This is a genomic window from Janthinobacterium sp. PLB04 (assembly GCF_021165895.1).
GTDB classification, from domain to species: domain Bacteria; phylum Pseudomonadota; class Gammaproteobacteria; order Burkholderiales; family Burkholderiaceae_D; genus Janthinobacterium; species Janthinobacterium lividum.
In genome coordinates this window covers 3,949,685-3,970,206 of the sequence record NZ_CP088968.1, presented here as the reverse complement: position 1 = coordinate 3,970,206, position 20,522 = coordinate 3,949,685, and the positions used below count along the sequence as shown (strand labels likewise).

At 50.2% G+C, this 20,522-nt stretch carries 17 protein-coding genes and 2 pseudogenes; 4 read left to right on the top strand and 15 right to left on the bottom strand.

Annotated elements, in window-relative coordinates:
- A pseudogene (locus LSO07_RS17640) lies at positions 1-117 on the top strand (IS30 family transposase); the annotation flags it as partial.
- 448 nt (positions 118-565) lie between these two features.
- Here the strand turns inward: LSO07_RS17640 and LSO07_RS17635 are convergent.
- The 12 genes and pseudogenes from LSO07_RS17635 to zorA all read right to left on the bottom strand — a co-directional run bounded on the left by LSO07_RS17635 (position 566) and on the right by zorA (position 12,053).
- Positions 566-826, bottom strand: coding sequence for a hypothetical protein (locus LSO07_RS17635; protein ID WP_151092548.1), 261 nt, complete (start codon positions 824-826; stop codon positions 566-568).
- 221 nt (positions 827-1,047) lie between these two features.
- Entirely contained in the window at positions 1,048-1,260 is a 213-nt protein-coding gene (locus LSO07_RS17630) for a hypothetical protein (protein ID WP_151092546.1), read from the bottom strand.
- Positions 1,261-1,586: 326 nt separating this feature from the next.
- On the bottom strand, positions 1,587-1,943 hold the full coding sequence (locus LSO07_RS17625; RefSeq protein ID WP_151092544.1) for a hypothetical protein: 357 nt from the start codon (positions 1,941-1,943) through the stop codon (positions 1,587-1,589).
- A 20-nt stretch (positions 1,944-1,963) separates the two neighbouring features.
- A complete protein-coding gene (locus LSO07_RS17620; RefSeq protein ID WP_151092542.1) occupies positions 1,964-2,185 on the bottom strand; it encodes a hypothetical protein in 222 nt (73 codons plus the stop codon).
- A 360-nt stretch (positions 2,186-2,545) separates the two neighbouring features.
- Positions 2,546-2,719, bottom strand: coding sequence for a hypothetical protein (locus LSO07_RS17615; RefSeq protein ID WP_191909583.1), 174 nt, complete (start codon positions 2,717-2,719; stop codon positions 2,546-2,548).
- Between the two features lie 13 nt (positions 2,720-2,732).
- Entirely contained in the window at positions 2,733-3,077 is a 345-nt protein-coding gene (locus LSO07_RS17610; protein ID WP_151092540.1) for a hypothetical protein, read from the bottom strand.
- Positions 3,078-3,152: 75 nt separating this feature from the next.
- Positions 3,153-3,278: pseudogene (locus LSO07_RS17605) on the bottom strand (transposase); the annotation flags it as partial.
- Between the two features lie 55 nt (positions 3,279-3,333).
- Positions 3,334-3,717 (bottom strand): hypothetical protein, encoded by a 384-nt coding sequence (locus tag LSO07_RS17600; protein WP_151092536.1) that lies wholly within the window; start codon positions 3,715-3,717, stop codon positions 3,334-3,336.
- Between the two features lie 136 nt (positions 3,718-3,853).
- Positions 3,854-7,606, bottom strand: coding sequence for an SNF2-related protein (locus tag LSO07_RS17595; RefSeq protein ID WP_151092534.1), 3,753 nt, complete (start codon positions 7,604-7,606; stop codon positions 3,854-3,856).
- Positions 7,607-9,217 (bottom strand): EH signature domain-containing protein, encoded by a 1,611-nt coding sequence (locus tag LSO07_RS17590; protein ID WP_191909582.1) that lies wholly within the window; start codon positions 9,215-9,217, stop codon positions 7,607-7,609. It abuts the gene before it with no gap.
- Positions 9,218-9,276: 59 nt separating this feature from the next.
- Positions 9,277-9,993: an OmpA/MotB family protein gene (locus LSO07_RS17585; protein WP_151092530.1), complete on the bottom strand. Its 717-nt coding sequence runs from the start codon at positions 9,991-9,993 to the stop codon at positions 9,277-9,279.
- Entirely contained in the window at positions 9,990-12,053 is a 2,064-nt protein-coding gene (gene zorA, locus LSO07_RS17580; RefSeq protein ID WP_151092528.1) for an anti-phage ZorAB system protein ZorA, read from the bottom strand. Before zorA ends, LSO07_RS17585 begins: the two co-directional genes overlap by 4 nt.
- Before the next feature lie 458 nt (positions 12,054-12,511).
- On the opposite strand from zorA, the gene LSO07_RS17575 reads away from it, so the two are divergent.
- On the top strand, positions 12,512-13,147 hold the full coding sequence (locus LSO07_RS17575; RefSeq protein WP_141169622.1) for a hypothetical protein: 636 nt from the start codon (positions 12,512-12,514) through the stop codon (positions 13,145-13,147).
- Between the two features lie 478 nt (positions 13,148-13,625).
- Here LSO07_RS17575 and LSO07_RS17570 read toward each other — a convergent pair whose 3' ends face one another.
- On the bottom strand, positions 13,626-15,134 hold the full coding sequence (locus LSO07_RS17570; protein WP_191909581.1) for a S8 family serine peptidase: 1,509 nt from the start codon (positions 15,132-15,134) through the stop codon (positions 13,626-13,628).
- A gap of 685 nt (positions 15,135-15,819) precedes the next feature.
- Here LSO07_RS17570 and LSO07_RS17565 point away from each other — a divergent pair.
- Positions 15,820-16,236 (top strand): hypothetical protein, encoded by a 417-nt coding sequence (locus LSO07_RS17565; RefSeq protein ID WP_191909580.1) that lies wholly within the window; start codon positions 15,820-15,822, stop codon positions 16,234-16,236.
- A 640-nt stretch (positions 16,237-16,876) separates the two neighbouring features.
- Here LSO07_RS17565 and LSO07_RS17560 read toward each other — a convergent pair.
- Positions 16,877-17,137, bottom strand: coding sequence for a helix-turn-helix domain-containing protein (locus LSO07_RS17560; protein ID WP_151092524.1), 261 nt, complete (start codon positions 17,135-17,137; stop codon positions 16,877-16,879).
- A 374-nt stretch (positions 17,138-17,511) separates the two neighbouring features.
- On the opposite strand from LSO07_RS17560, the gene LSO07_RS17555 reads away from it, so the two are divergent.
- The gene (locus LSO07_RS17555; protein WP_151092522.1) at positions 17,512-18,615 is read left to right on the top strand and encodes a hypothetical protein; all 1,104 of its coding nucleotides are present in this window, start codon (positions 17,512-17,514) and stop codon (positions 18,613-18,615) included.
- Positions 18,616-18,751: 136 nt separating this feature from the next.
- Here LSO07_RS17555 and LSO07_RS17550 read toward each other — a convergent pair whose 3' ends face one another.
- Entirely contained in the window at positions 18,752-19,984 is a 1,233-nt protein-coding gene (locus LSO07_RS17550) for an SIR2 family protein (protein WP_191909579.1), read from the bottom strand.
- Positions 19,985-20,522 lie beyond the last annotated feature (538 nt).

Genomic DNA, 20,522 nt, shown 5'->3' with positions numbered 1-20,522 from the left:
TATTCGCAAGAGCAACTCGATGCGGTAGCCAGAAGACTCAACGAGCGCCCTAGGAAGACGCTACACTACCAAACACCGGCTCAACGATTTGAACAGTGTGTTGCGTTGACCGATTGAATCCGCAGGCAGAAGCGGGCGGTGCCAATGAGTCGCCACGTGAACCGCCACCAGTAGCTTAGACTTTCCTGATCCATAGTTTTTGAAAGATGAAAAACCGATGCCTCGTGTTGGAGGCTCGGTATTCTGCCAGGCTCCTGGTGTGCGATTTCGGAGCTCTCTGATCGAACGACGAGATCGGGTCTGGCCTGCCTATCCCCTGCCCTGCAGAGACTCATGCCGGGTTGAGGCAAAAGCAGGCTGTAGTGCATTTTCCAGCGTCTACCGGTGCGTTAATCTGCAGATTAAGCAAAGTGAGTAAGGATACATTCATATATTTCGTTCTCGCCGGCAACGGGCCGGAACGGGGCATATAGCCAGTTTTCTCACTGGCCAAGCAGATCGCCTGACCTTCTCATTGACGATGCCAGCTCGTGCCTGGCACCGGTACTGCTGTGAACGATATTCCTTAGTGTCTATCAACTTCCACGCCACCATGTCGGGCCTTTTTACTTGCCCTCAGTACAACGATGCCATTCGAAGCCGCGATCCATGCTAGACACATCAAGGCGGTCGTGATCACAGCCTCAGAGGCGTCAGGTTTCCATATCGCCGTCACCAGACCCATTACGGCGCTGATCACCAGCACTCCGACACCTGATTGTGCAGCGACTGCACCCGCCCCGGCTTTATACCAGGCTTCGCGCTCACGGATGAACTGGGGATCCATTTGAGTCATTTTCAGCCCCAAGTCCTTTTACGATCAACCCGACGATAGCAATTGCGCTTTCCACCAACCACTTCCATTCTTTAGTGCAGAACGTTGCACAGGATCGTATCAGACGTGCCGACCAATGCGCCGGCTGATAAGGTTCACCTAAGTAGGCATAAAATCAGGCGGGCTTTTCATCTCCCCACCATTTTTTGGAAACTGTTCATGCTTTTCCGTGATCAAGGTTGGGGAACATTCTGGATTTCCAACCAAACGTCTTGGCCGGTACGCCGCGACCACATAGTTCCGTCATCGCACAGTGCGAAAACCTGCACATCGACCGATTCCACCCGATACACCTGATCGATAATGGGGCGTTGAACAGGTGCTATTTGAATGACCTTGCGCGTCTTCTTAGTACGGTACTTCTCGTCAGGGATATCGCCTTGCATTATTTCTCTCGTTGTTCGGCTTCCGGCCGGGGCGGGCGCAGGGACGGCGCTAGTTTGATTTACTTTAATTGGGGATTGGATCGTTCGGCAACCACATCAGAGCACCATCACGCCGATCGCTAGCGATGGTAGTCCAGCTTTTGCCCTCCTCATCGACTGCGATGCAGCCTGATTGCCAATACTCAGGGTTGCGGAGCTGATTCGCCCAGCTTTGAACTTTCCCATCGAATAGCACGATGACGCCGCCCCGGCCGAAATAGCTCTACTGTTCACGCCAGCGCCGCGCTGCGGCCATGTTGTTGATCATCGCTGTCACAGATCTTTTTCTAGAGCTTGAGAGCTTGGTGTACGCCTGCAAGTGCCTGCTGCACCTCCGCAGGGATTTGTAGGTCATTACCAGACTGTTTCACAAAGCCAGCAGCAATAAAATTAGCTGCGGCCCCGACGACCTCCTGTGGGCATGGGTGTCCCATTCGTGAGAAATTAAAAATTGTCTGCAACAACCGATACTGCCCCTCAGTCAGTTTTACGGATATAAACCCATCGGTCATGAACCTGGCCACTTCATTGCGGCAAAGTGGGCAATACCCTTCTTCCATTTCTTGCCCACCAGGAACACCCATTGGACGTTCAATGACGACCAACTCAGTTTTGCAGTTGTCGCATTCAGTTTCGTAGCTCATGTTATGTTTCCCGTGTGGTTTTACAAAAGATCGAAGACCACTGCGCCACCACCGTGCGCTGCTATTGCTTTGAGGTCAGTAACAGTCAGTCCGCTCACGTTGTTTAAATATATCCGAGAACCTTTGCCTTTGGCGTGTGCCGCGATCGCTTTCAAATCCGTCACAGTGAACTTCTTTGCATCAAGAACCATGCCTCCGCTATGCGCTGCGATTGCTTTTAGATCTGTAACGTTGAATGCCATTTTTTGCCTTTAAGGTTCGCTGGCGGCCGGCCAGTAGCGGGCGCTCATAGGCGCAGTTTCCTTTGCATATATTCCCTTGTTGGCCCGCACCACGCTGGCCTTCTCATCGGGGGCAAGCCCGTCGAGCGGGCATGGGGTGCCGCTGGGCGTTTTCCCTACTCATTTGCCGCATAGTTGGCCTTGCCTTGCCAGGCAGCTACAGCACTACTGTCACTTGTGCCGGTTGCCTCGATGCGACGCCCACGAAAGTCCGCGTACGCGCGATAAGTTACTTTGCCGGTCTTGACGACCCATACATCGATCGACAAAGCATCGACTGTGACTGAGATCTGTTTAACTCCACTCATTGGCCATTTCCCTTCACCGGCGTTTGCCATTTTCAAACGAACCAGGAAGCATTGGCGAGCCTTTACTCACTGTCTTACCACGGTGTTTCGCAATGATGTTTTTGTAAAGCGCATACCGATATTCTGGCTCCACCGCCAGCAGCTTCCCTGCCAAACCTCTAAGTTTCTTCTTCTGCGGCTTTACCATGCGGCTTCCTTGATCACTTCAACGGCTCATAAGGCTTTGGCGCGCCGTGAAGGCAATACTGAATCAGTTCAAAAACGAGGTCACTGCTACTGACCGCGCTCCGAAAATTCTTATCAAAATAAATTTCATTTATGATCTGTTTCCGCAATTCTAATGGGAGTTCCTTAAAATTCGCCATCGCCAGAGCATTCTCCGGCGGAAGACCTGCATTCCGAGCGGTGATTGCATTATTGTAGGTGTGAGCGAGGAAAATGCACCATTTATCTTTCGACATCTCTTGAGCATCATCTGCCGACCACGCAGAAGTCGCCACACTGGCGAACAATACAAACGCGATTTGTACGAGGCTTTTTCTCACGTGAACTCTCCTAGAGCCAGGCTTCTCAAAACAATCTCTTCCACTTGCTTAACCAATCTTGAGGTTTCGCGTTGTCCAAGCATAGATACTGTGGATACTGACGCCAAGCCGTTCACCGACCTCGGCCGCTGGGTGCCCGCGATCACACACCTGCTTGAATGCAGCGACCTTAAATTCTTCCGTGTAACGCTTACCACTCATGATTTCTCCTTTGCCTAAATTATGGCTCAGGAGTGTCTACGATAGTCGTGGCGATTCAGACAGCGTTATCGCTGTCAAAAATATCGAAGAATCTCTGAAAGAGCGCGTTATTTACTCGCTGAAAATCATCTTCACTTTCCCCTGCCTCTCGAGTGATAGTACCGATGGTTACGTATGGGCGCCCCAATCTATCTTTTACAACTTTGGAACTACTATCAAGTTCCTTACATAGACGTAATGCTACCGCCACTAGGCGCTGTAGATCAGCACACACTTGAATAGGGCCCATATCTTCGCTTGCGGTTGCCGTCATAACGGTCCAATGGGGTTCTCCCCCGAGGATTCTTAGAAAACTGACACCATTACGTGCAACGACGTAACTCTCCTCACTTTCTAAGCCCACTTTGTTCGATCTAACAATCTGATAGGGATGTGTCATAGGTATTCCTGTGTGTTTCTTGCCATTAATATATGCAAACTATGCCTCTAGCAATGCAATCTGAGATTTAATCTAAGTGGACGCCCTTGTTGTATTGTCATCCACCATGCTTGCGTATCTGAAAAGTCGGTACAGATTAAATTTGCTCCCATGTGGCGTACAGCATTCTTTCAATCTCAAGCATTGTCACCGTGTGAGCATTGAGCATCGCTGCAAGGTCCGTTTGATCGAGCAGTTTGACCCCGTTCAGGGCAGCATTTTCAATCGCGTGAGAGTTGAAGAATTGATTCGTTATACAAACTTTCTGAAATTGCACCTCAAAGTGCCTGCGTTTGTAGAAAGCTTCACCGGCCACCACCTCTTTCACTGCGTCCCAGCCTAGTCTCGCTCCATCGGTACCACAGGTTTTTGCCTGAACTAAGATGCCTGCACTTCCTTCAATTGCGACGATATCAACCCCATAGTCCTTCGCACTAGGCGTTTTATAGCAGGCGTAACCGAGCTTAGTCCAGAGCACGCCTGTAAGATACTCAAAGTGTTGACCGTTCATGCGTAGCGCAATGTCAAGGTTAATACGCTCATCGATATCGCTTGCATCAGCACTAGATACAACATCGGCTAGCCTGAAATCTCCAGGGCCAATGTCTCCGGCACCGTTTAGCATGTCTTCGGCCAGTTTTCGCTTGTATGTCAACAGCTGATCCAGTTTTACATCGAAGGTGGTGAAATCCTGGGCGCTCACAACTGGGTAATACACGTAAACTGGCTTTTCCTGACCAATTCGGTAGGCTCTGTCTGTAGCCTGATCTTCCTTTGCTGGATTCCAGGTACGGGTGTAGTGAATGACGTGATTGGCTTTCTGAATGTTAACGCCGAATCCAACAGCAACTGGCGAAAGAATGATGACACCAAAGCCAGCTCTATCCTGAAAGGACTTGATGCGTTTCTGTCGGCTTTGTGTATGGCTTGCCGATGCACTTACGTCGCCGTTGATGATGTCGGGACGTAAGCCAAACTCCATTTCGATGTAGTACTGCAACAGGCGCTGAATTTCGCGGAACTCACAAAAGACAATCGCTTTTTCCCCCTTTTCTTTGATGGCCGTCAGTGTCAGAAGAAGCCAATTGAGTTTCGGGGCTTTAACGCGATATTCTGCAACCGCCTCCGGCTTGAACACACTGAGCCCATAAGGCCGTGGATCGGTACACACGAGTCGAAGGTAGTGCAAGAGACCAAGGTGGTTTTTGAAGGGGGACTGGCTCGCCTCGTCATTGCGTTTTTTGAAGCTATCTATGGCTTTAGCGTATAGATTCCGTTGTGTCGTTGATAGTGCTAAAGCTCTGCAGTCTTCAACGATGATCTTTGGCGGTAGCTCCTTGGCAACCACAGACTTCATGCGCCGCAGTACTTGCGGCGCAATTCGTGCACGGAGCTCGGCGACGCGCTCCTTCTCTTCATCGGTATTTGCCTCAATTGGTCGCCGATAGCGCGTTCCAAAGTCATTCAACGCACCAAGCAAACCTGGTTGAACAAAGTCAAACAAGCACCATAAATCTGCTAACGTGTTTTCAACGGGCGTACCAGTGCAAGCAATTTTGAAATCGACGTTCTGCTTCTTTGCCGCGCGCGTAACCATTGCAGCTGGATTCTTTATTTTTTGCGCCTCATCACAAACCATCAGCGACCATTTTTGGGCGGCAAAGGAGAACTCCAAGTCGCGTAGTGTCTCGTAAGTGGTCAGCACAATTTTGGCTGAGCCGACCCAGTTCGGGATTAGAAATTTTATTAATCTATCATCAGTTTGTAGTCGCTGCTCAATTTGGCTCCTGGGCACCTTGAGGCCGTCCAGTCCCGATCCGTATGCTGTGAGTAGTGGTAGCGAACCTGGTATGAAAAATTTTCCAGCTTCTTCAATCCAGTTTTCGAGCAGAGAAACCGGCGCGACTACCAGCATCGGTGCTATCGATGCATCGCGCTCAATCAGGCCAGCCATCAATGCGAGTAATTGGAAGGTCTTCCCTAGCCCCATGTCATCGGCGAGAATTGCTCCACGTACTTGGTATTCAGTCTGGAGGCTATACAAGTGCTGCATCCAAGCCAGTCCTTCGACTTGGTGCGGTAACAATGCCGCAGTCGCTCGAATCGCTCGCGGTATCAAGGGGATGTGAGGTACAGCCTCCAATGCCTCGCGGCGAAGTTCTTCGTATTCAACCTTCTGTATGTTCGCCCGTAAGATCAATTGCGTCGGCGCCTCACCTTGAAGATTCTTCGTTTTTCCTTCACTTGGTGATATAGAAGACCCGCCTGCGTCGATCTCTTGGAAAATACTTTTGAATGTTTCGACAATGCTGGTTGCTTCGGTGACAGCGATGGCTTCAGGCAGCCAAGACACGCTTACCGAGGACTTTCCGGCATGCCGTGCGGATTCAATCTCGCGCTCGAGCGATTCGATGGCTAGCTTTGTAGTGGGTATAGCAATTGGTTCCCCACCATCCTCGGGCCTGTAGACTACTAAGGGAACGACATTGTCAGGGAACCAACCATCGCCTGCAGTCTTCTTCGCAATGTATGGGGAATAGTAGGGCTTTTCGACTCCAATTCCTTCGATACGCGCAGAATAGCCACTGAGGTCGTGAACTTGAGCATAAGAGACCAGTGTTAACGCTCCTTGCCAGCGCTCGTGCGCAGCCTTCAACTCGTCCACATAGCGTTGTGTTTCACCTTGTAGCTCCAGGTCAAACCCCCTCCATGCTACTAGTTGATGTCCTACTCGCAGAGCTTTTTCTACTGTGCCAATGAACGCTGGAAGTGTCGCCTTATCGAACCACTCGGATTCTGAGGAGGCTAGACCGTTGACATCGGCGGTCTCAATTAATAGCCCCACTCGTACAGGAAAACCGAGCGCATCATGTTCGACTATGGCTGAAAACCTCTCATAGGTCAGGCCGGCCTCGGCACGCGCATTCTCGAACTGTGCCTCGTCAATGACATCTACTGCGTCCGGGCCAAGGGCGGAGTAAGGATTCAGGATGAACGCTTGAGCACGTGAGCCTGCGATACGGCGATGATCGAGGCGCTTCACCTCCTGTAATACAGTTCGTACCTTTGGCTCAATCAGTACTTGGACGATGCCCTCATCGGTGACGATGTCGTAACGGTCCCTCACGTCCTTGCTGCTATCGAAAGTCTCTAACCAACCCTTGGGAGCGTCGGTGAACATGGGCATGATTTCGACAACGCGATCTCCCACAACAACATCAGATTTTCGCATCTCTAACTGTAAAGAGTGCGGAGTTAATACTGTTGAGCGGATGAGAAAATCGTCGAGTATGGCATTGGCCTGTATAGCAAGCGTCCTGATGCGGCCCCATGCCTGTCTATGGAAGAGATCGTCACGTTGTTCGGGGGGGCGCCGGGAAAAAGCAACCACTGACTGAAAAAGATGCCACTGCGCCGGCAGCATGAGGTGCTCTTGCTCGCCCTCCTGTAAGACTGGCCCAATTAGCTTGACCTGCATCCTTGATCCATCGGAGCGATGCCAAGCGCCTATTACAATCGAGAAATCCTGATCCGCTAATGAACCAGTGCTGCGCAATGCAATCCTGGCGTCACAGAAGCTGGGCATGTCGAGCGACTGCAGCAAGCCGTCGAAGTTAGATTGTGCGACTGCAGTATAGAAATCATCCCAACGAATTGCTATGCCATCAGGTACCTCATTGGCTAGGCCCTCATCGAGAAGTTGAGAAGCGTAGCCATGAAAAACACTGCCCTCGACTTTGCGGCCGATCTCCTGACGCTCCGAGGATACCAAGATGCCAGATGCTGTAATGGCCCTGAAAATCTGAGGCAACTCGATAGTAAGTTTTTCTTTTTTGAAGAATCTGAACATCTATTTCCACCACCCTTTACCTGGTTTGTGACTAAATCCCCAGCTCGTCAGTGTCTGTGTCACATCCTCGTTTGCCATATCTGTACGTGCCCACAGACTTCCGCCGAGAGCAGAGTTATCCTGTATTTCAAACCCATTGTACTTGCCCAATGCTTTCAATCCATCGAGCGAGTAATGCCGTTTCACCGTTGGAGGCATCGGCTTACTTGCTTCCGTGATCGGTGTTGTGAGGGGGGACCTACGGACTTTCTTTGCAGGGGCAGGAATAGCTTGCTGAGGTTCTATTCCGAAGTGTCGACGCAGAATTGTTTCGAAGTTATTCTCCCATTTCGACCAGGTTCCGACACCATCCTTGTGAGACTCCCAGAGAACACTGCGTGCTTTCTGTTTAAGGGAATTGTCTGCATCTGTGAGGAGTCGAAGAACCTTTTTAGAGTCGAAAGGCAATCCTTTGCGTACGTCGTATCCGTAGAGGGCGTTTCCCATACCGCTGAACTCAACGACAACAAGGTTTCCCATCTTCATGATAAATGCGTTATTTGCACCAGAAGTGTCTAGATGGCACGTTAATCCGTGCATTTTTTTACGTAGAGCCACGAAGTCGGGCTCGGCGGAATTGCGTGCCGTGGAGCCAAGCGCAAACTCCATGCTATCGATTGAGTTGACATATCTCTTCCAGAACTGCATGCGGCGTGGGTCAGCAGAGCCATCCTCTGCCAGCTTGGTAAAGAATGTCTCGATAATTGCTGCCTTGAGCCAATTCGATACCATTGTTCGGGCATCTGAAGTGACACCGCCCCACCGGGTTTCATTCGATGGCAGCCATGGATTTCCCCACCAGTTGACTGATACGTCTTGCAATTGTGCATGCAGGGGTAAAGCTGGGATATCGACATAGCGATTCAGCAGCCGGATAAGGCCTGCGTCTCGGAGGACCTCATTATCAGCAAGGACATTGAGTAACCTGGGCAGGATGCTTAAGTAATTTTCATCTTCCATCTGGGTAGCCCGCTTCACTTGAGCCATGACCAAACGCTTCAGGAACCAAGAGGCCTTCCCAATGTGAAGCCGTTCGCATAGCTCTTCGAGAATCGAAGAATCCCCCCAAAGTAATGCATCAACATAAGGGGCATACGGCTCGCTGGTGAAAAGATGCTTGTTATCGATAGCAGTGCGTACCCAGTCAGGAACGACTACCTGCTTGCCAATACTGTCGTTCCGCTCGAAAAGATAGTCACGCAGGTAGCGCCAGTTGCTGTAACGGACCTCCATTTCTTCTGCGATAACCGGAGCGTAGCTGAAATAACTCCGGACCAGTCCCTGATAGCAACGGCGGTATGCTGTTGGCTTCTTCATCCAGTCATCTGCGCCGGCTAAGACACGTTCGAGCCGCGGTCGATTATCGAGGACACAATCGCCATCTGGACGATGGGGAAGACACAGGCCCCACGATAAGAGATACGTATCCCGGAAACTCGAGATTTGTTGTGTCTGCCAGAAACGGCGTACTGCTTCCAGTTGGTGGTCATCCGATATACGCGGACGCGTACCAGTACTCGCCCGAGACCGAAGTTCTGCCAGGACGACATCAATGCGAGGGCTCGCGGCCATCGGTCTGGTACCCTCCTGGGTCCCAGCTGCTAGGAGGTTCGCAAGGTGGGCAAGCGCATTCATGTAAGCGCACATTCGCCAAAATTGCCTAGTTGTTGAGGAACCTCCTGCCTGTGTTCATCTACGCCGAGGAATTCCAGGCGCATTTCGACGCGGCGGCTTTCTTCATCCTTATCTTTTGCTGCATTAAAGGAGTAGCCCCCTACCAAAAAAAGGCTTCTCACTTGCTCTTTCTCAGCGTCTGATAGTAGGGAGGTACCTCTGACAGCGAACATTGAGCAGAGCACACGCTGGCTACGTTGCAAGCTTAGGTTCAGATTGCTGAGGTAGGTTCCCTTTTTATCGGTGTACCCTTCGACCACTAACCTCTTGAGCACCCGTTTTCCCAGGTCGTCGTTGGATAGTTGGAGGATTTCTGGCACGAACCTGCGCAACACCTCCTCTTGGTTCTTTTCGAGGCTTGACCTACCGAAGGCGAAGAGTGCACGTTGCCCGAAATCGATAACCTGGCGTTGTCGATCGATTTTGATGCCATCATCTTCGTGTTTTTTTGCCGCCGCCTCAAAGCGGTCAAGAATAATTTCAATTTCCTTGCGATGTTGGGCTTCTTTTTTTTCTCTTTCTGTCACGTTCTTGGTGACGGCCAGGAGGGCTACACCCATCACCACTAAAAACAACACCATCAATGCAGTCATCAGATCGGCGAACGAAATCCAAAAAGGCTTTTCAGCTTCGTCTTTGCTTCCACGTTTTAAGTATATTTTGGTGCCGGTCATGCGATTTTCCTGGCCGGAGTCATGGTGCCCATTGAGGCGAGTGTGACCTCAAGCTCGCCAACTGCCGATGACAATAGGGCGACCGCCGATCCTAGCTTTGTGTGAAACTCGGTATTTGCCTTGTCTAGGGTTCGCTTTACCTCAGTAGCAAACGCGGTGTGGGCCGTACCCAGCACCTCGCTGACGCCGGCTAAGTACTCGTCTGCCTGCCTTTGAGCGGTTCCGAGTTTTTGTGCGGACTCTTCGATGCGTGCAAGGATGTCGCTGGTCAGACTAGCCTCTCTGCGTGCCAAGTCCACAGTCGTACGCAATTCGGTGACTAAGTTGGAAACGGCTGTGCGCTGCATGCCGTAGTCCCGGAGTAGTTCCTGAATTGCCGTTGCCCCGCTTGTTAGTGCCCCCGAGGTCTCTGAAAACTTGGCCGATACCGTCGCCGCCTGCCCCATGATTCCGGAGACACGCTCGCCTGCCGAAGCAAAGTCTCTTGACGCTGCGCCTAACTTTTCTGCTCCTGCGTACATTTTGTCGACAGAGGTTGATGTTACTTGGGTAAGGGACGATACGCTTCTCGCAATTTCACTGATAGCTGAGTTGAGTTCCCCAATCACAGACTCCACCGATGCAGACATTGCGCTAACGACTTGGCTAGAACGGTCCGACATCGCCTGTTCCCGCGCCTGATTGCTATCGAATACTTGTTTTTGCGTATCGTTGAGTTTGCCAAGCATGGTCTCAACTTGAGTGCCCATGTTATCCAGTGTCGACTGCAGCTTATTGCTGGTTTCAGTCTGGGATGTCGCTACAAGCTGACGAATCTGGTCAATGAACTCAGTAGAAGTGGCGTTGATAGATTCTTGGCGAAGTTCCATTTTTTCGATGGCTTCGGCCATCCGTGTTGCCATGGTGTCAGTTGAGCGCTGGCTAGAATCCTCTATGTTAGAAACAAGTGTCTGAAGGGTCGTGACCGCATCCTCCATGCTACGTGCAGTCTGCTGGTTAAGATCGCTAAGGCCGGAGATTTGTCCGCCAAATAAGTCATTCAGGCGCTGACTGAAGCTTGTCATCACATCTTGGAGCATACGGGAAGCAGTTGAGCTCTGGTCCCCACTGGCTGCCTTGACTGTTTCCGCAATATCCTTCATTGGACCTTCCAAGCTGAGTTTTATGCTTTCAGCGATGGTTGCACCAAGTGCCTGATTATCTTGTCTGGAAAGCTCGGCTTGCTCCTTGGCTGTGCTTGTCAAACGACTGGCGAGTGCATCTTGTTGCTCCTTGGCAGCTGCAATTTGCGATGCGGTTAACTCGCGCAGCAGCTGGCTCATATCCTTTACAAGCGCATCCTTTAGAATTTTCGCTTGGCTTGCTGACTCTTCAGATGCCTTCACTAACCGTGAGAGATACTCTTCGCCTGCGCCGGATTCAAAATAGGAGTCGATTGCGCGAACGATGTCCTCAGTCTGCTCATACAGAGCAGCCAACAACAGTTTCTCGAGGAGCGTGACCAGCATGGCGGCAAAAATTGCTGTAGCCGAAATGAGAAATGCCTCGCCGACAGAATGCATTAATGACTCTAGTCCCGCGCGGACGATGGCAGCATTTTCGCTTACCTTGAATGCCTCTAGCCCTGTAATCAGTCCACTAAACGTCCCGATGATGCCGATGCCCGTGAAGAGCCCTGGAACGTGTTTGAAAAATTCTGTCCGCAATCTGCCGTCAACAACTGCCTGGGTGCTGAAATACACTTCAGCTGGCACCGTTGCGCGTGAAGCGACAACCATCATCTGGCCATCGCGCTCTTCTTCTTGGTCATGCAGTGATTCACGGAACTCAGTCCATAAATGCAGCAGGCGCTTGTCCACTGAAAATGCCGCGGAAAATAGTCCGACAGCGTCGTTTTTCCCAAAGCCTGCAATCAGTTTTTTTATATTGCGTAACCGAATGAAATGCAACACACCTGGTATCAAAAATACGGTGAGAAACGCGATGCTCAGGATCACAATTAGTGCCCCGGTTATCAAAACGGATGTGGGAGTACTGACAAAAAATTCCTGAATGCTCACGTTTAGGTCTTTAACAAGATCCGAAGCGATATCGAACGTGCCTTGTGGAGCTAAGCGCGATATCCCTTCTGAAGGGATTGCCCTGGTCGGGGAAGGGAGGACCATAGGTTGAAAATGGCCGAGAGCAGTCTTAAACCGCAGAGGTCGCTTAATGTAACCAAGATACCTTTATTGCATAAGTGCAGCAAGTCAGATAGTCTGATATTTATGTTTTTTGGACACCAAATCGGTAAATTGTGGATTTTCGACATGGTGTTGTTGCGAAAAAACCTAATCTTCCTTCCAGTGACGCGCAGGGAGGATGTCAACGTTATCTAGCCGACGCCGCCTCCGTATAACGCATGCATCTTGCGCTATAGTCATACTTAGGACTGAAAAGTGCTGGCTTGTGAATTTGCTTCAGAAATGAGTTTATTGGGCACCACCATCGGAGTTGACTGTTCGTACAGGAGCATCAGATGTCAAATTGGAGTGAACACGCAGCTGCGAACATGATAAAACTATCTCAAGGCAATTCCCTGCGTGAGGCCATGCGTGAGTGGGGAACAACTGGGGGATATGAAGACACACATTCTGTTGGTGAAGTGTGTGAGTTATGTGAGCATGAGGGACTGCGCTATCAGTACGAGATAGAGAACCGCCTGACTCGTCATGCTCTTTGGGTCGGGTCTACCTGCATCACCAAATTTGTTCCTCTTTATGAAAACGGCTTTGAGGTGGTTGGTGAGGAAGAGAAATCCAAATTTTTACGGCGTACTCAGGCAGCGCATGAAGCGAGATCTCGTGAGGAACGAGCATTCGGTGTCCTGGAGGCGCTCGCGACCGCTCAACCCGATCAATTTGAACAGTCTAGTTGGCGAGAAAAGTGGAAAATGGGTTACAGTGCCCGCCAGCTCATCCTGATCTCGGCCGTTTGCAACGCACACAAAATTGCATTTAATGCCGCAGATTTTCGTATCAATACACGGCGTGATAATGTCGTCTCTCAAGTGAGAACACTCCAACCGTGGCAATATCGTAGATTGCGCGCGGCACTTCCAAAAACGCGCATTGCGGAGTTTGATGCATTCTTCGGGCTGAATCGCCGTAAGTAGATGCGGTGTTCTTGATTCATTTTTCTTGGCGAATGCGAACCCAACGGATCGTGTTAAGCCTGGAGCACACTGCCCGGCCATAGGTGGGTGCTGTGTCGTCGATTGATTCCACGATGCGATCGCGCATGCCTAGCCCCTCACCCTGTCCTGCTGATAGAGACTTTTCCGCGCTCAAGCAAGAGAATTGTGCGAATGTACTTAGACGCGCCTTAGATATTTGCTAACTGAAAACCCATTTTTAGCAGCGGCTAAACTGTCTATTGCCGTATCTATCTCTGTGGTCAGAGGAGCGCTCAAAGACCAGTTGGGAAATTTCGTAAGCCTGCTTACCTCATAATCGCCACGGACGTGGACTACTATTGATTTGGGTAGCTGAGTATTGACGACATCTACCCCATCCATTCGAGCTATCCGCTCGATATCTGCGCTGGGCTTGGCACCAATCCCGTTATATCTAAAAAGAAGTACATACATATCATCACCTCACAGATGGGATGCCGTGTCCGACATGGTCGCTGCTAAAGCCGGCCCGGTTACAGCCAGTATATAGCATCTCCTCTAAGTTCTTGAGGCGCTCTGACGTGCGGGCGCCGAGCTTACTCAAGTTACGTGACAATAAAGTTGCGGCCAGGGCTGTAACGGCAGGGGCGGCCATAGACGTCCCAGACTCAGCCAAGTATCCGTCGTCCAGTACAGTGCTGACAATGCCCACACCAGGCGCTGAGCATTGGATCATTCCTGGTGCCAAGTTTGAGAATGCAGCAACGAAATATTCACCTTGTGCATCTTTTGCAAGCTGAAGCTGCGCTGTTGAGCCAAATGGGTAAGCATCGATCCGGCCGAGCGCGCTCACGGCAACTACCCGGGGCATATTTGCCGGGAAATTTACTTTACACGAGCTGTTGTTTCCTGATGCAGCGACAACTAAGACGCCGATGTCATGTGCGAAGTTGATTGAATCGACAATTCCATCGTCCGACAGATCGAATCCCAGGCTGAGATTGATAATGTCAGCTCCAGCATCGACGGCATGTGCAATTGCGACAGAAAGGTCGATCGTTTTCATATTGCGTGTTCCTGGAGGGCAAACGCGGTAGCTAAAGATTTCAGCGCTCGGTGCATGGCCCAACACGGCGTGATTAGAACAGCCAATGATACCAGCCACATGGGTGCCATGATCAATCCCATCAGGCAGTGTATCTTCGAGCACAGCTCCCTGCGAAACAACCAAGCGCTTGGTCACGTTTGGAAGATCACGATGTTTCGCAACGCCGGTGTCAATGATGGCAACTTTTACCCCTTTGCCATCCTCGAGTTTGGGCTCACCCAATAAGTCAATGTAGCGTTCATGCTTTTTCAAATCAATACGTGTCAATGTTATCGTCTCTACCGTTTCAGATGATTTACGGCCACGCAATTCGGCGGGCCAATACCCCTGTGCTGGTCGGATCTGAATTAATGGCACAATCGCGACGGCCAATTTGATTAATGCGATTCCATTCGAATCGCTATAAACCGGTGACGCTACTCGTTTTCCGAACCTTGCCGTAAGGGCAACGGATGGTATAGGAGCACCATCTTCGTCTTCGACTACAAACTTAAACTCATAAGCTCCGTCAATTTCTTCGACTGCATCTGCCGTCGAACTTAAATCGAGCGGGTAGATATCCGAAATCTCGTATAGTCTGTTTTCGTACAGTTTTATGCCCGTAATTTCTTCCAATGTTTCCTTCTGATCCAGTGATGCTCTAAGAAGCATGACGCCATCGATGTTTCCTCGATTGACGATATCGGCTCCAAGTTGGAGTGCCAAATCGGCATCGAGGCCGCCGTGAGACATAGCGTCACAAACGCGCCCTTGGGTCGAAGAGATGGCCGGCACGAAGGACGGAAGAGTGAAATATTCGATTGGATTGCGGTCGGGCATACGTTCGAAACGGTAGGGAATAGTTAATAGATCGGTAATTTCCGTAAGGATACAGTTCAATCTCCGACCTGTCCATGGTTCGTGCCGTCTACTACTGAGGATCGTGTCTACCACTTCGCAATTCCTCATGGTTAATTCCTTCTCTGGTCGGATGGCACTCCCTATCATCTTGAGGATACAAGTGGAGCTTTGGTTGGTCAGCTTGGTTAGTCCCGATGTGAACAGTTCGGGGCGGTGATGAGACTGAGAAGAAAGAGGGTTCTACCGAACTGGGGACGCAGTCGCTGTCTCGGGTAAGCTGCGCTATTGAATCGCCACCAGTCGCTTAGACGTTTCTGAACCATGGTTCTTGGAAGGTGTGCGATCTCGTAGCTGCCTGATCCACCGACGAGATCGGGACTGGCCTGTCTATCTCCCCTGCCCTGCATAGACTCCTACCGCGCTCAAGTAAAAGCTGCTTGAGCTTCGGTGAAGTTCTCCATGCACGCTTCCGTGGCCAAACCTTTTGCAACGTTAATCCCGGGGTTCGCGGTGCGCGGCGCAGTCGATTCGAGTTATCTCTCGCATAATTTCCACTCTGCAACGATGCATTTAAGTTAAAGTGTTGCGTTGACCGATTGAGTACGCAGCCAGCAGCAGACATTTAGATTTATTAGGGCTGTGGTCTCTGCGCAATACTGCAAGGGAGTTTATGGACCAAATTCAGTTGTTACGAGATAAAGTGGCGCGCTGTGACGCAGTTCTCATGACCGTGATCGATAAAGGGCAACAGCAATATATCGGCAAAGTTGAGAAAGTATATTCTCGTCGGTTTGAGGGACCTGACAGCTATGACTCCGCTCAAATGTCATTTGTCGGGTCAACGGGAGCCTGGGGAAATCAAGCACTTGTGAGCGGTCAGCGAGCTTTGGTATTCATGAGCTACCTTTCGAGCTCTGAGCGATATTATCAGGACCATTGGCATGGGCACTTCACGGTTGTTTCAATTCACGGAGAGCAGCACGCCGTGGCAAACTGGCACTTGCTTCAACCCGGAGAGCGATCTTGGGGACCTACATATTTGAGAGATTCAGCTTTCCTGCCTAATAATGAGAAGCCTTGGCAAGTAGCGATGCCATATGCACTGTTAGAGAGACACCTAGTCGAAGAGCTGAATCGATGAACGGTATTGCTGACCGCTATCGGCCTATTGTGTTGAAAATGTCGAGTGGCAACCATTTCGGGATGTCTCAAATCTCCAAGCAGTCGGTGATCGTTCAATAGCGGCGGTTTTGGCCAGTCCAGGCTTGTAGGAATTCTATCTACAGGTCAACGTACCCGCGTTTTTCAACACAATAGGGCGGAAGCGGACGGTGCCATTGAATCGCCGCCAGTCGCTTAGGCTTTCCTGATCCGTGGTTCTTGAAAGATGAAAACCCGATGGATCGTGTTAGGGCCGGGGTGTCCTGCCAAGCACCTGGTGCACGTTCTCGTAGCTGCCTGATTGAACGACGAGATCAGGGCTGACCTGTCTAGCCGCCCTGCCCTGCAGAGACTCATGCCGCGCGCAAGAAAAAGTTGACCGCCCCTACCTATCACTGCCGGCAAAGGATGGTTTATCCGATCGAGGCAGCTGTAGAGCGCCTGCTTTTGCTCGCGATAGCTGCACAGTTGGCTACGATAAGCTAACCCGTCATCTGCTTCGTGCGCTCGGCTAGATCGGGGACTTTGCGCGCTGGCGGTAGAGTTGCGATCACGGCCGGCACGACATGGCACCTGACGGTATCACGCCAAAACAGAAGCTTGCCATGGCCGCTTAACCTCTACTTTTCGCGCAATCTAAAAATGGGGGGATTACCGAGCCGCACAACGCCTAACGCGCGTAGGGCACGACGAATCGTTGCTGCGCACACGCGCAGAGCGCAGCGGTGATGCAGCTCGTCGGCAATTTCCTGCAAGCGGGCCTGGGCGCGCTTCAGCACGATTTCGTGCAAAACTGCGATATGCTCAGGTTTCAACGCTGGTGGTCTGCCGCCGGCACTGCTTGACGGCGCGGTGCTGCCGAGTGAATGTCTGGTTGCCATGGCATGCTCCCTTCACATCGAGATAGCATGCTACAACTTCGTTGTTGATTTTGTCTACACCCTCTAAGGCGCGCGTGAACTTCAACGGATGCTGGCGGTAGTAGCCGCGTGCATTGGTAGAGATGATCGGTTGAAAATTTGTATCCATAATCGAAAGTTGTGGGCACAAATATTGTGCCGGAATTCGATCATGGGTAAAGACAGCCAGGCAGTCTAGACGTCGCTGGAAAGACGCTTGCGGTTGATGGTGGTCCCAAGCTAGACTAACTCAATCGAATACATTGATCAACGGCGATACTGGTCACAATATGCGATATGTCTCGTTTTTTCTGGTATGCTAAATTTGATTAGAACTGATAATTCTGGAGCTTGAAATGACTCGCGATTTTGAATCACTACCTGCTAATAACACTGAAAATCAGCATTTCATTGCTCAAGCAATACAGTCACTCAATGCCACTCCCTCGGAGGATGGCGAAATAAGTCATATCGCCGCTTATAGAAAGGTCGGGGGAAATTTAATTTCGCCTGTGCCTAGGGTCCTGCGGCCGATTAGAAGCAATCTAGCAGTGATAGACCTGTACACTTTCGATGTCGAAAATCGGTTGCGCCGAAATTACGAAAAACTGTTCCATGACTTTGAATCTAAGGTACCCGAACATACACTGTCAGTTATAGAAAAAGTACGTGCAGGAAACCTCGACATACAGATGGAAGTAAAGGCAATTCTGCGCGCAAAATTTATGGACTTCGTGCGAAACCCGTACAACATTCGCACTTGCTTACAAATCTTTCCACAGCTTGCTACGAGTTCGCCTACCGATTCCAGAGCAGCAGAAATTCAGCAGAAAGTTTTGAATGGGTATAACCCGCGGCAAGACCGCATTTGCAAAATTCTCAAAATCACAGCTCAAGAATATCGAAACTGGTTATCAACAATGTTCATATTGCTCTATCCCATCCCAGGGATTGACATACCACTGCTAGACCAAATTCTTGAGTCACTGACCGGCGATAACACGAGCGTCTCTGGTTCATTTATTATGGTTTACGATAAGCCGGTTGTGCTGTTGTCCGATCGAGCTGCAAATGTAGCCTTGCCGTCGCAAAATAATTTCACTCTAGAGTTCCACGCCAGTGCTCACATGCTAATAACTCTGTACGTTTTGCCTTTAGCGCATGTATCGGAAACGATGAAACTGGCCCCGCCAGCCTGGTCTGAGGAAGCACTAAACGAGATTATTAAAAAATTTCCTGAGCTACGGAGTTTAATCCCGCCTGGGGGAGTCGGACCTGAAATGTGGAACGTGCTTTTCAAAAAAATTCTCCCATCGCACGAGAGTGGATTTCAAATTAAAGCAGTGCAAAATGATCTGCTTTTTGCGGAAGCGTATAACCAGAGAACTGTTGAACAATGCAAAGAGCTTGTCTATGGACGGGCATCAACTTTTCCTGGGGTGATCATATCCAACATCTGATCTGCTGGAATCTACCTGCGGCGATATGTGGAGCGATGCAAAATCGGAATTAAGTATCGCGCGGCAGTTTCTATCCACACTGCTGCGCAAATTGGATCTTCAGATGATGCTATTCATCCATGAGCTTAGAGCAGGATCATAACAAGTGGTGCAGTATCTTTTGTGAATACTGCGTTGCAGCTGCCATTCCGTCATACCATACAGCGAAGCGGACTTGCGGGTCGGTAGACATTTCCAGTTCTTTGCGCGCTTTCAAATCGGCGATGTCCGCAGCCGCTGTGTGGCCAGGCGCGCTCATCTTGTGGGTATTAATTTGGAGTGTCCTCAGCATGTTATAAGACCAGTCATCCATGCGGAATGGTAAAGGATCCTGCAGGTTGTTTGCGTAGTCCACTAGAACGGTTGGAAGCTGACGGTTACGCACTTCAGAAAAGAGTGCATTCATGTGCAGGTCACCAAACCCATAGCCCAAAAATAACAAACTATCTGCCTCATGCACAAGCCTATTTGCTTGCGCATAAAATGTGCGAAATGGTTGACGCATCATTTGCTGCGTCTTACCGTAGCCGGCGATGATGGTTGAGGTCGGAAAATCAGTTCCCTCCATTGAGCTCTGCGTATTGCGCCCGTTTGAACTGGTTACGTGACTTGTCGCCGGTGTTCTAGTCCAGCTGATTGCATGCATGTCGCTAGAACTTCCCTGCATTTCGAAATGCATCGAGCCGTGCATGTGGTAGATGAATTCCCACTGTGTGCGGGTCATCACGCCATGAGCATCGAAACTCCCAGTCTTTCTGTCGAAGCCGGTATAGAGGTTCGGCCTAGCTTGCGTAAAGATGTTATCGTAGTTGAGCGTCAAAATGCCGATATCAAAGCTATTGCTTAAATCATCTAGAAATTTCGTCAGAGCCGCGATTTCAGCGGACTTCTGAGTCGTAGCCTGTTTGCATTTGTCAATGAATTCGTTAACGATCGTATCGATCGCTGTGCTGGAGATGCTGCGCAATAAGCCTGCATCTACTTGCGTTGAACGACCAAAATGATCTACGTCCGGAAGTGGCACTGGCTTCAGCAGTGCGTTCGAGCCGTGGCTGAAATTCTTGTCGGTGTGGTATGCGGCTATCAAATTTAGCTGATAAAGCACTTCTTCGAAATTGACCGACTTCCTCAATCCAGATTTTGGATTTTGGACATAGTACTGAGCGATGGCATCGCGACAGTAGCGATATAGATTCGATGATGGATCGTTCGTGAGGGGAAAATTTTTATTTGCGTGGCTATCGATGAGTCGATCCACATCCGAAACTGATGGCATGCCAAAATCGATCGAGGCACCCGCACCAACCGTAATCAATAGTTTCTTTTTCATACATGAAATCCACTTAGTTGCTGTCATCTAATTGTCTACGATTTTTGACGACAGAGCAGAAATTTTTTTTGTCGATTCTTTTCGCCCAGCGAGTTAGTTTTATATTAACGAAAAATCTATATCTCGTTGACGGTTCTATCGCGAGCATTGGCCTTGGCTGAACGTGATGAACACGACTTGGATAAGTTTCCTTAGTGATAATTGGTGGCATGGAAAAGGAGAGAGTGGAGTAAAGTCATGACTTTCCGGCTGAGACAGAATCAATGGTTTACGCAGGAATTGACAGCATGCTCAAGAACGGTTGGCCATCCTGGCAGAGGAATGAGCGACCTCGTTAGTGTAAGAACCAATGGCCGGGGGGGGGGGGGGGGGGGGGATATCCTCAGGAAGAGGGGAGATACAAAGAAAAAACTTCCAACAATTTTTGTAATTTTCTCACCCAATTTCTGGTAGAAATATCCCCAAAGGGCGAATTTTTCCCCCCAACCTTCGTTTTTCAAATAGGGAATGGGCGCATATTTTAGAACCCCCGTGCCAC

Bases quoted from the DNA above. Each gene is read 5' to 3' on its own strand.
- LSO07_RS17635 (WP_151092548.1), bottom strand. From the start codon at position 826: ATGGATCCCCAGTTCATCCGTGAGCGCGAAGCCTGGTATAAAGCCGGG.
- LSO07_RS17630 (WP_151092546.1), bottom strand. From the start codon at position 1,260: ATGCAAGGCGATATCCCTGACGAGAAGTACCGTACTAAGAAGACGCGC.
- LSO07_RS17625 (WP_151092544.1), bottom strand. From the start codon at position 1,943: ATGAGCTACGAAACTGAATGCGACAACTGCAAAACTGAGTTGGTCGTC.
- LSO07_RS17620 (WP_151092542.1), bottom strand. From the start codon at position 2,185: ATGGCATTCAACGTTACAGATCTAAAAGCAATCGCAGCGCATAGCGGA.
- LSO07_RS17615 (WP_191909583.1), bottom strand. From the start codon at position 2,719: ATGGTAAAGCCGCAGAAGAAGAAACTTAGAGGTTTGGCAGGGAAGCTG.
- LSO07_RS17600 (WP_151092536.1), bottom strand. From the start codon at position 3,717: ATGACACATCCCTATCAGATTGTTAGATCGAACAAAGTGGGCTTAGAA.
- LSO07_RS17595 (WP_151092534.1), bottom strand. From the start codon at position 7,606: ATGTTCAGATTCTTCAAAAAAGAAAAACTTACTATCGAGTTGCCTCAG.
- LSO07_RS17590 (WP_191909582.1), bottom strand. From the start codon at position 9,217: ATGGCCGCGAGCCCTCGCATTGATGTCGTCCTGGCAGAACTTCGGTCT.
- LSO07_RS17585 (WP_151092530.1), bottom strand. From the start codon at position 9,993: ATGACCGGCACCAAAATATACTTAAAACGTGGAAGCAAAGACGAAGCT.
- LSO07_RS17575 (WP_141169622.1), top strand. From the start codon at position 12,512: ATGTCAAATTGGAGTGAACACGCAGCTGCGAACATGATAAAACTATCT.
- LSO07_RS17565 (WP_191909580.1), top strand. From the start codon at position 15,820: ATGACCGTGATCGATAAAGGGCAACAGCAATATATCGGCAAAGTTGAG.
- LSO07_RS17560 (WP_151092524.1), bottom strand. From the start codon at position 17,137: ATGGCAACCAGACATTCACTCGGCAGCACCGCGCCGTCAAGCAGTGCC.
- LSO07_RS17555 (WP_151092522.1), top strand. From the start codon at position 17,512: ATGACTCGCGATTTTGAATCACTACCTGCTAATAACACTGAAAATCAG.
- LSO07_RS17550 (WP_191909579.1), bottom strand. From the start codon at position 19,984: ATGAAAAAGAAACTATTGATTACGGTTGGTGCGGGTGCCTCGATCGAT.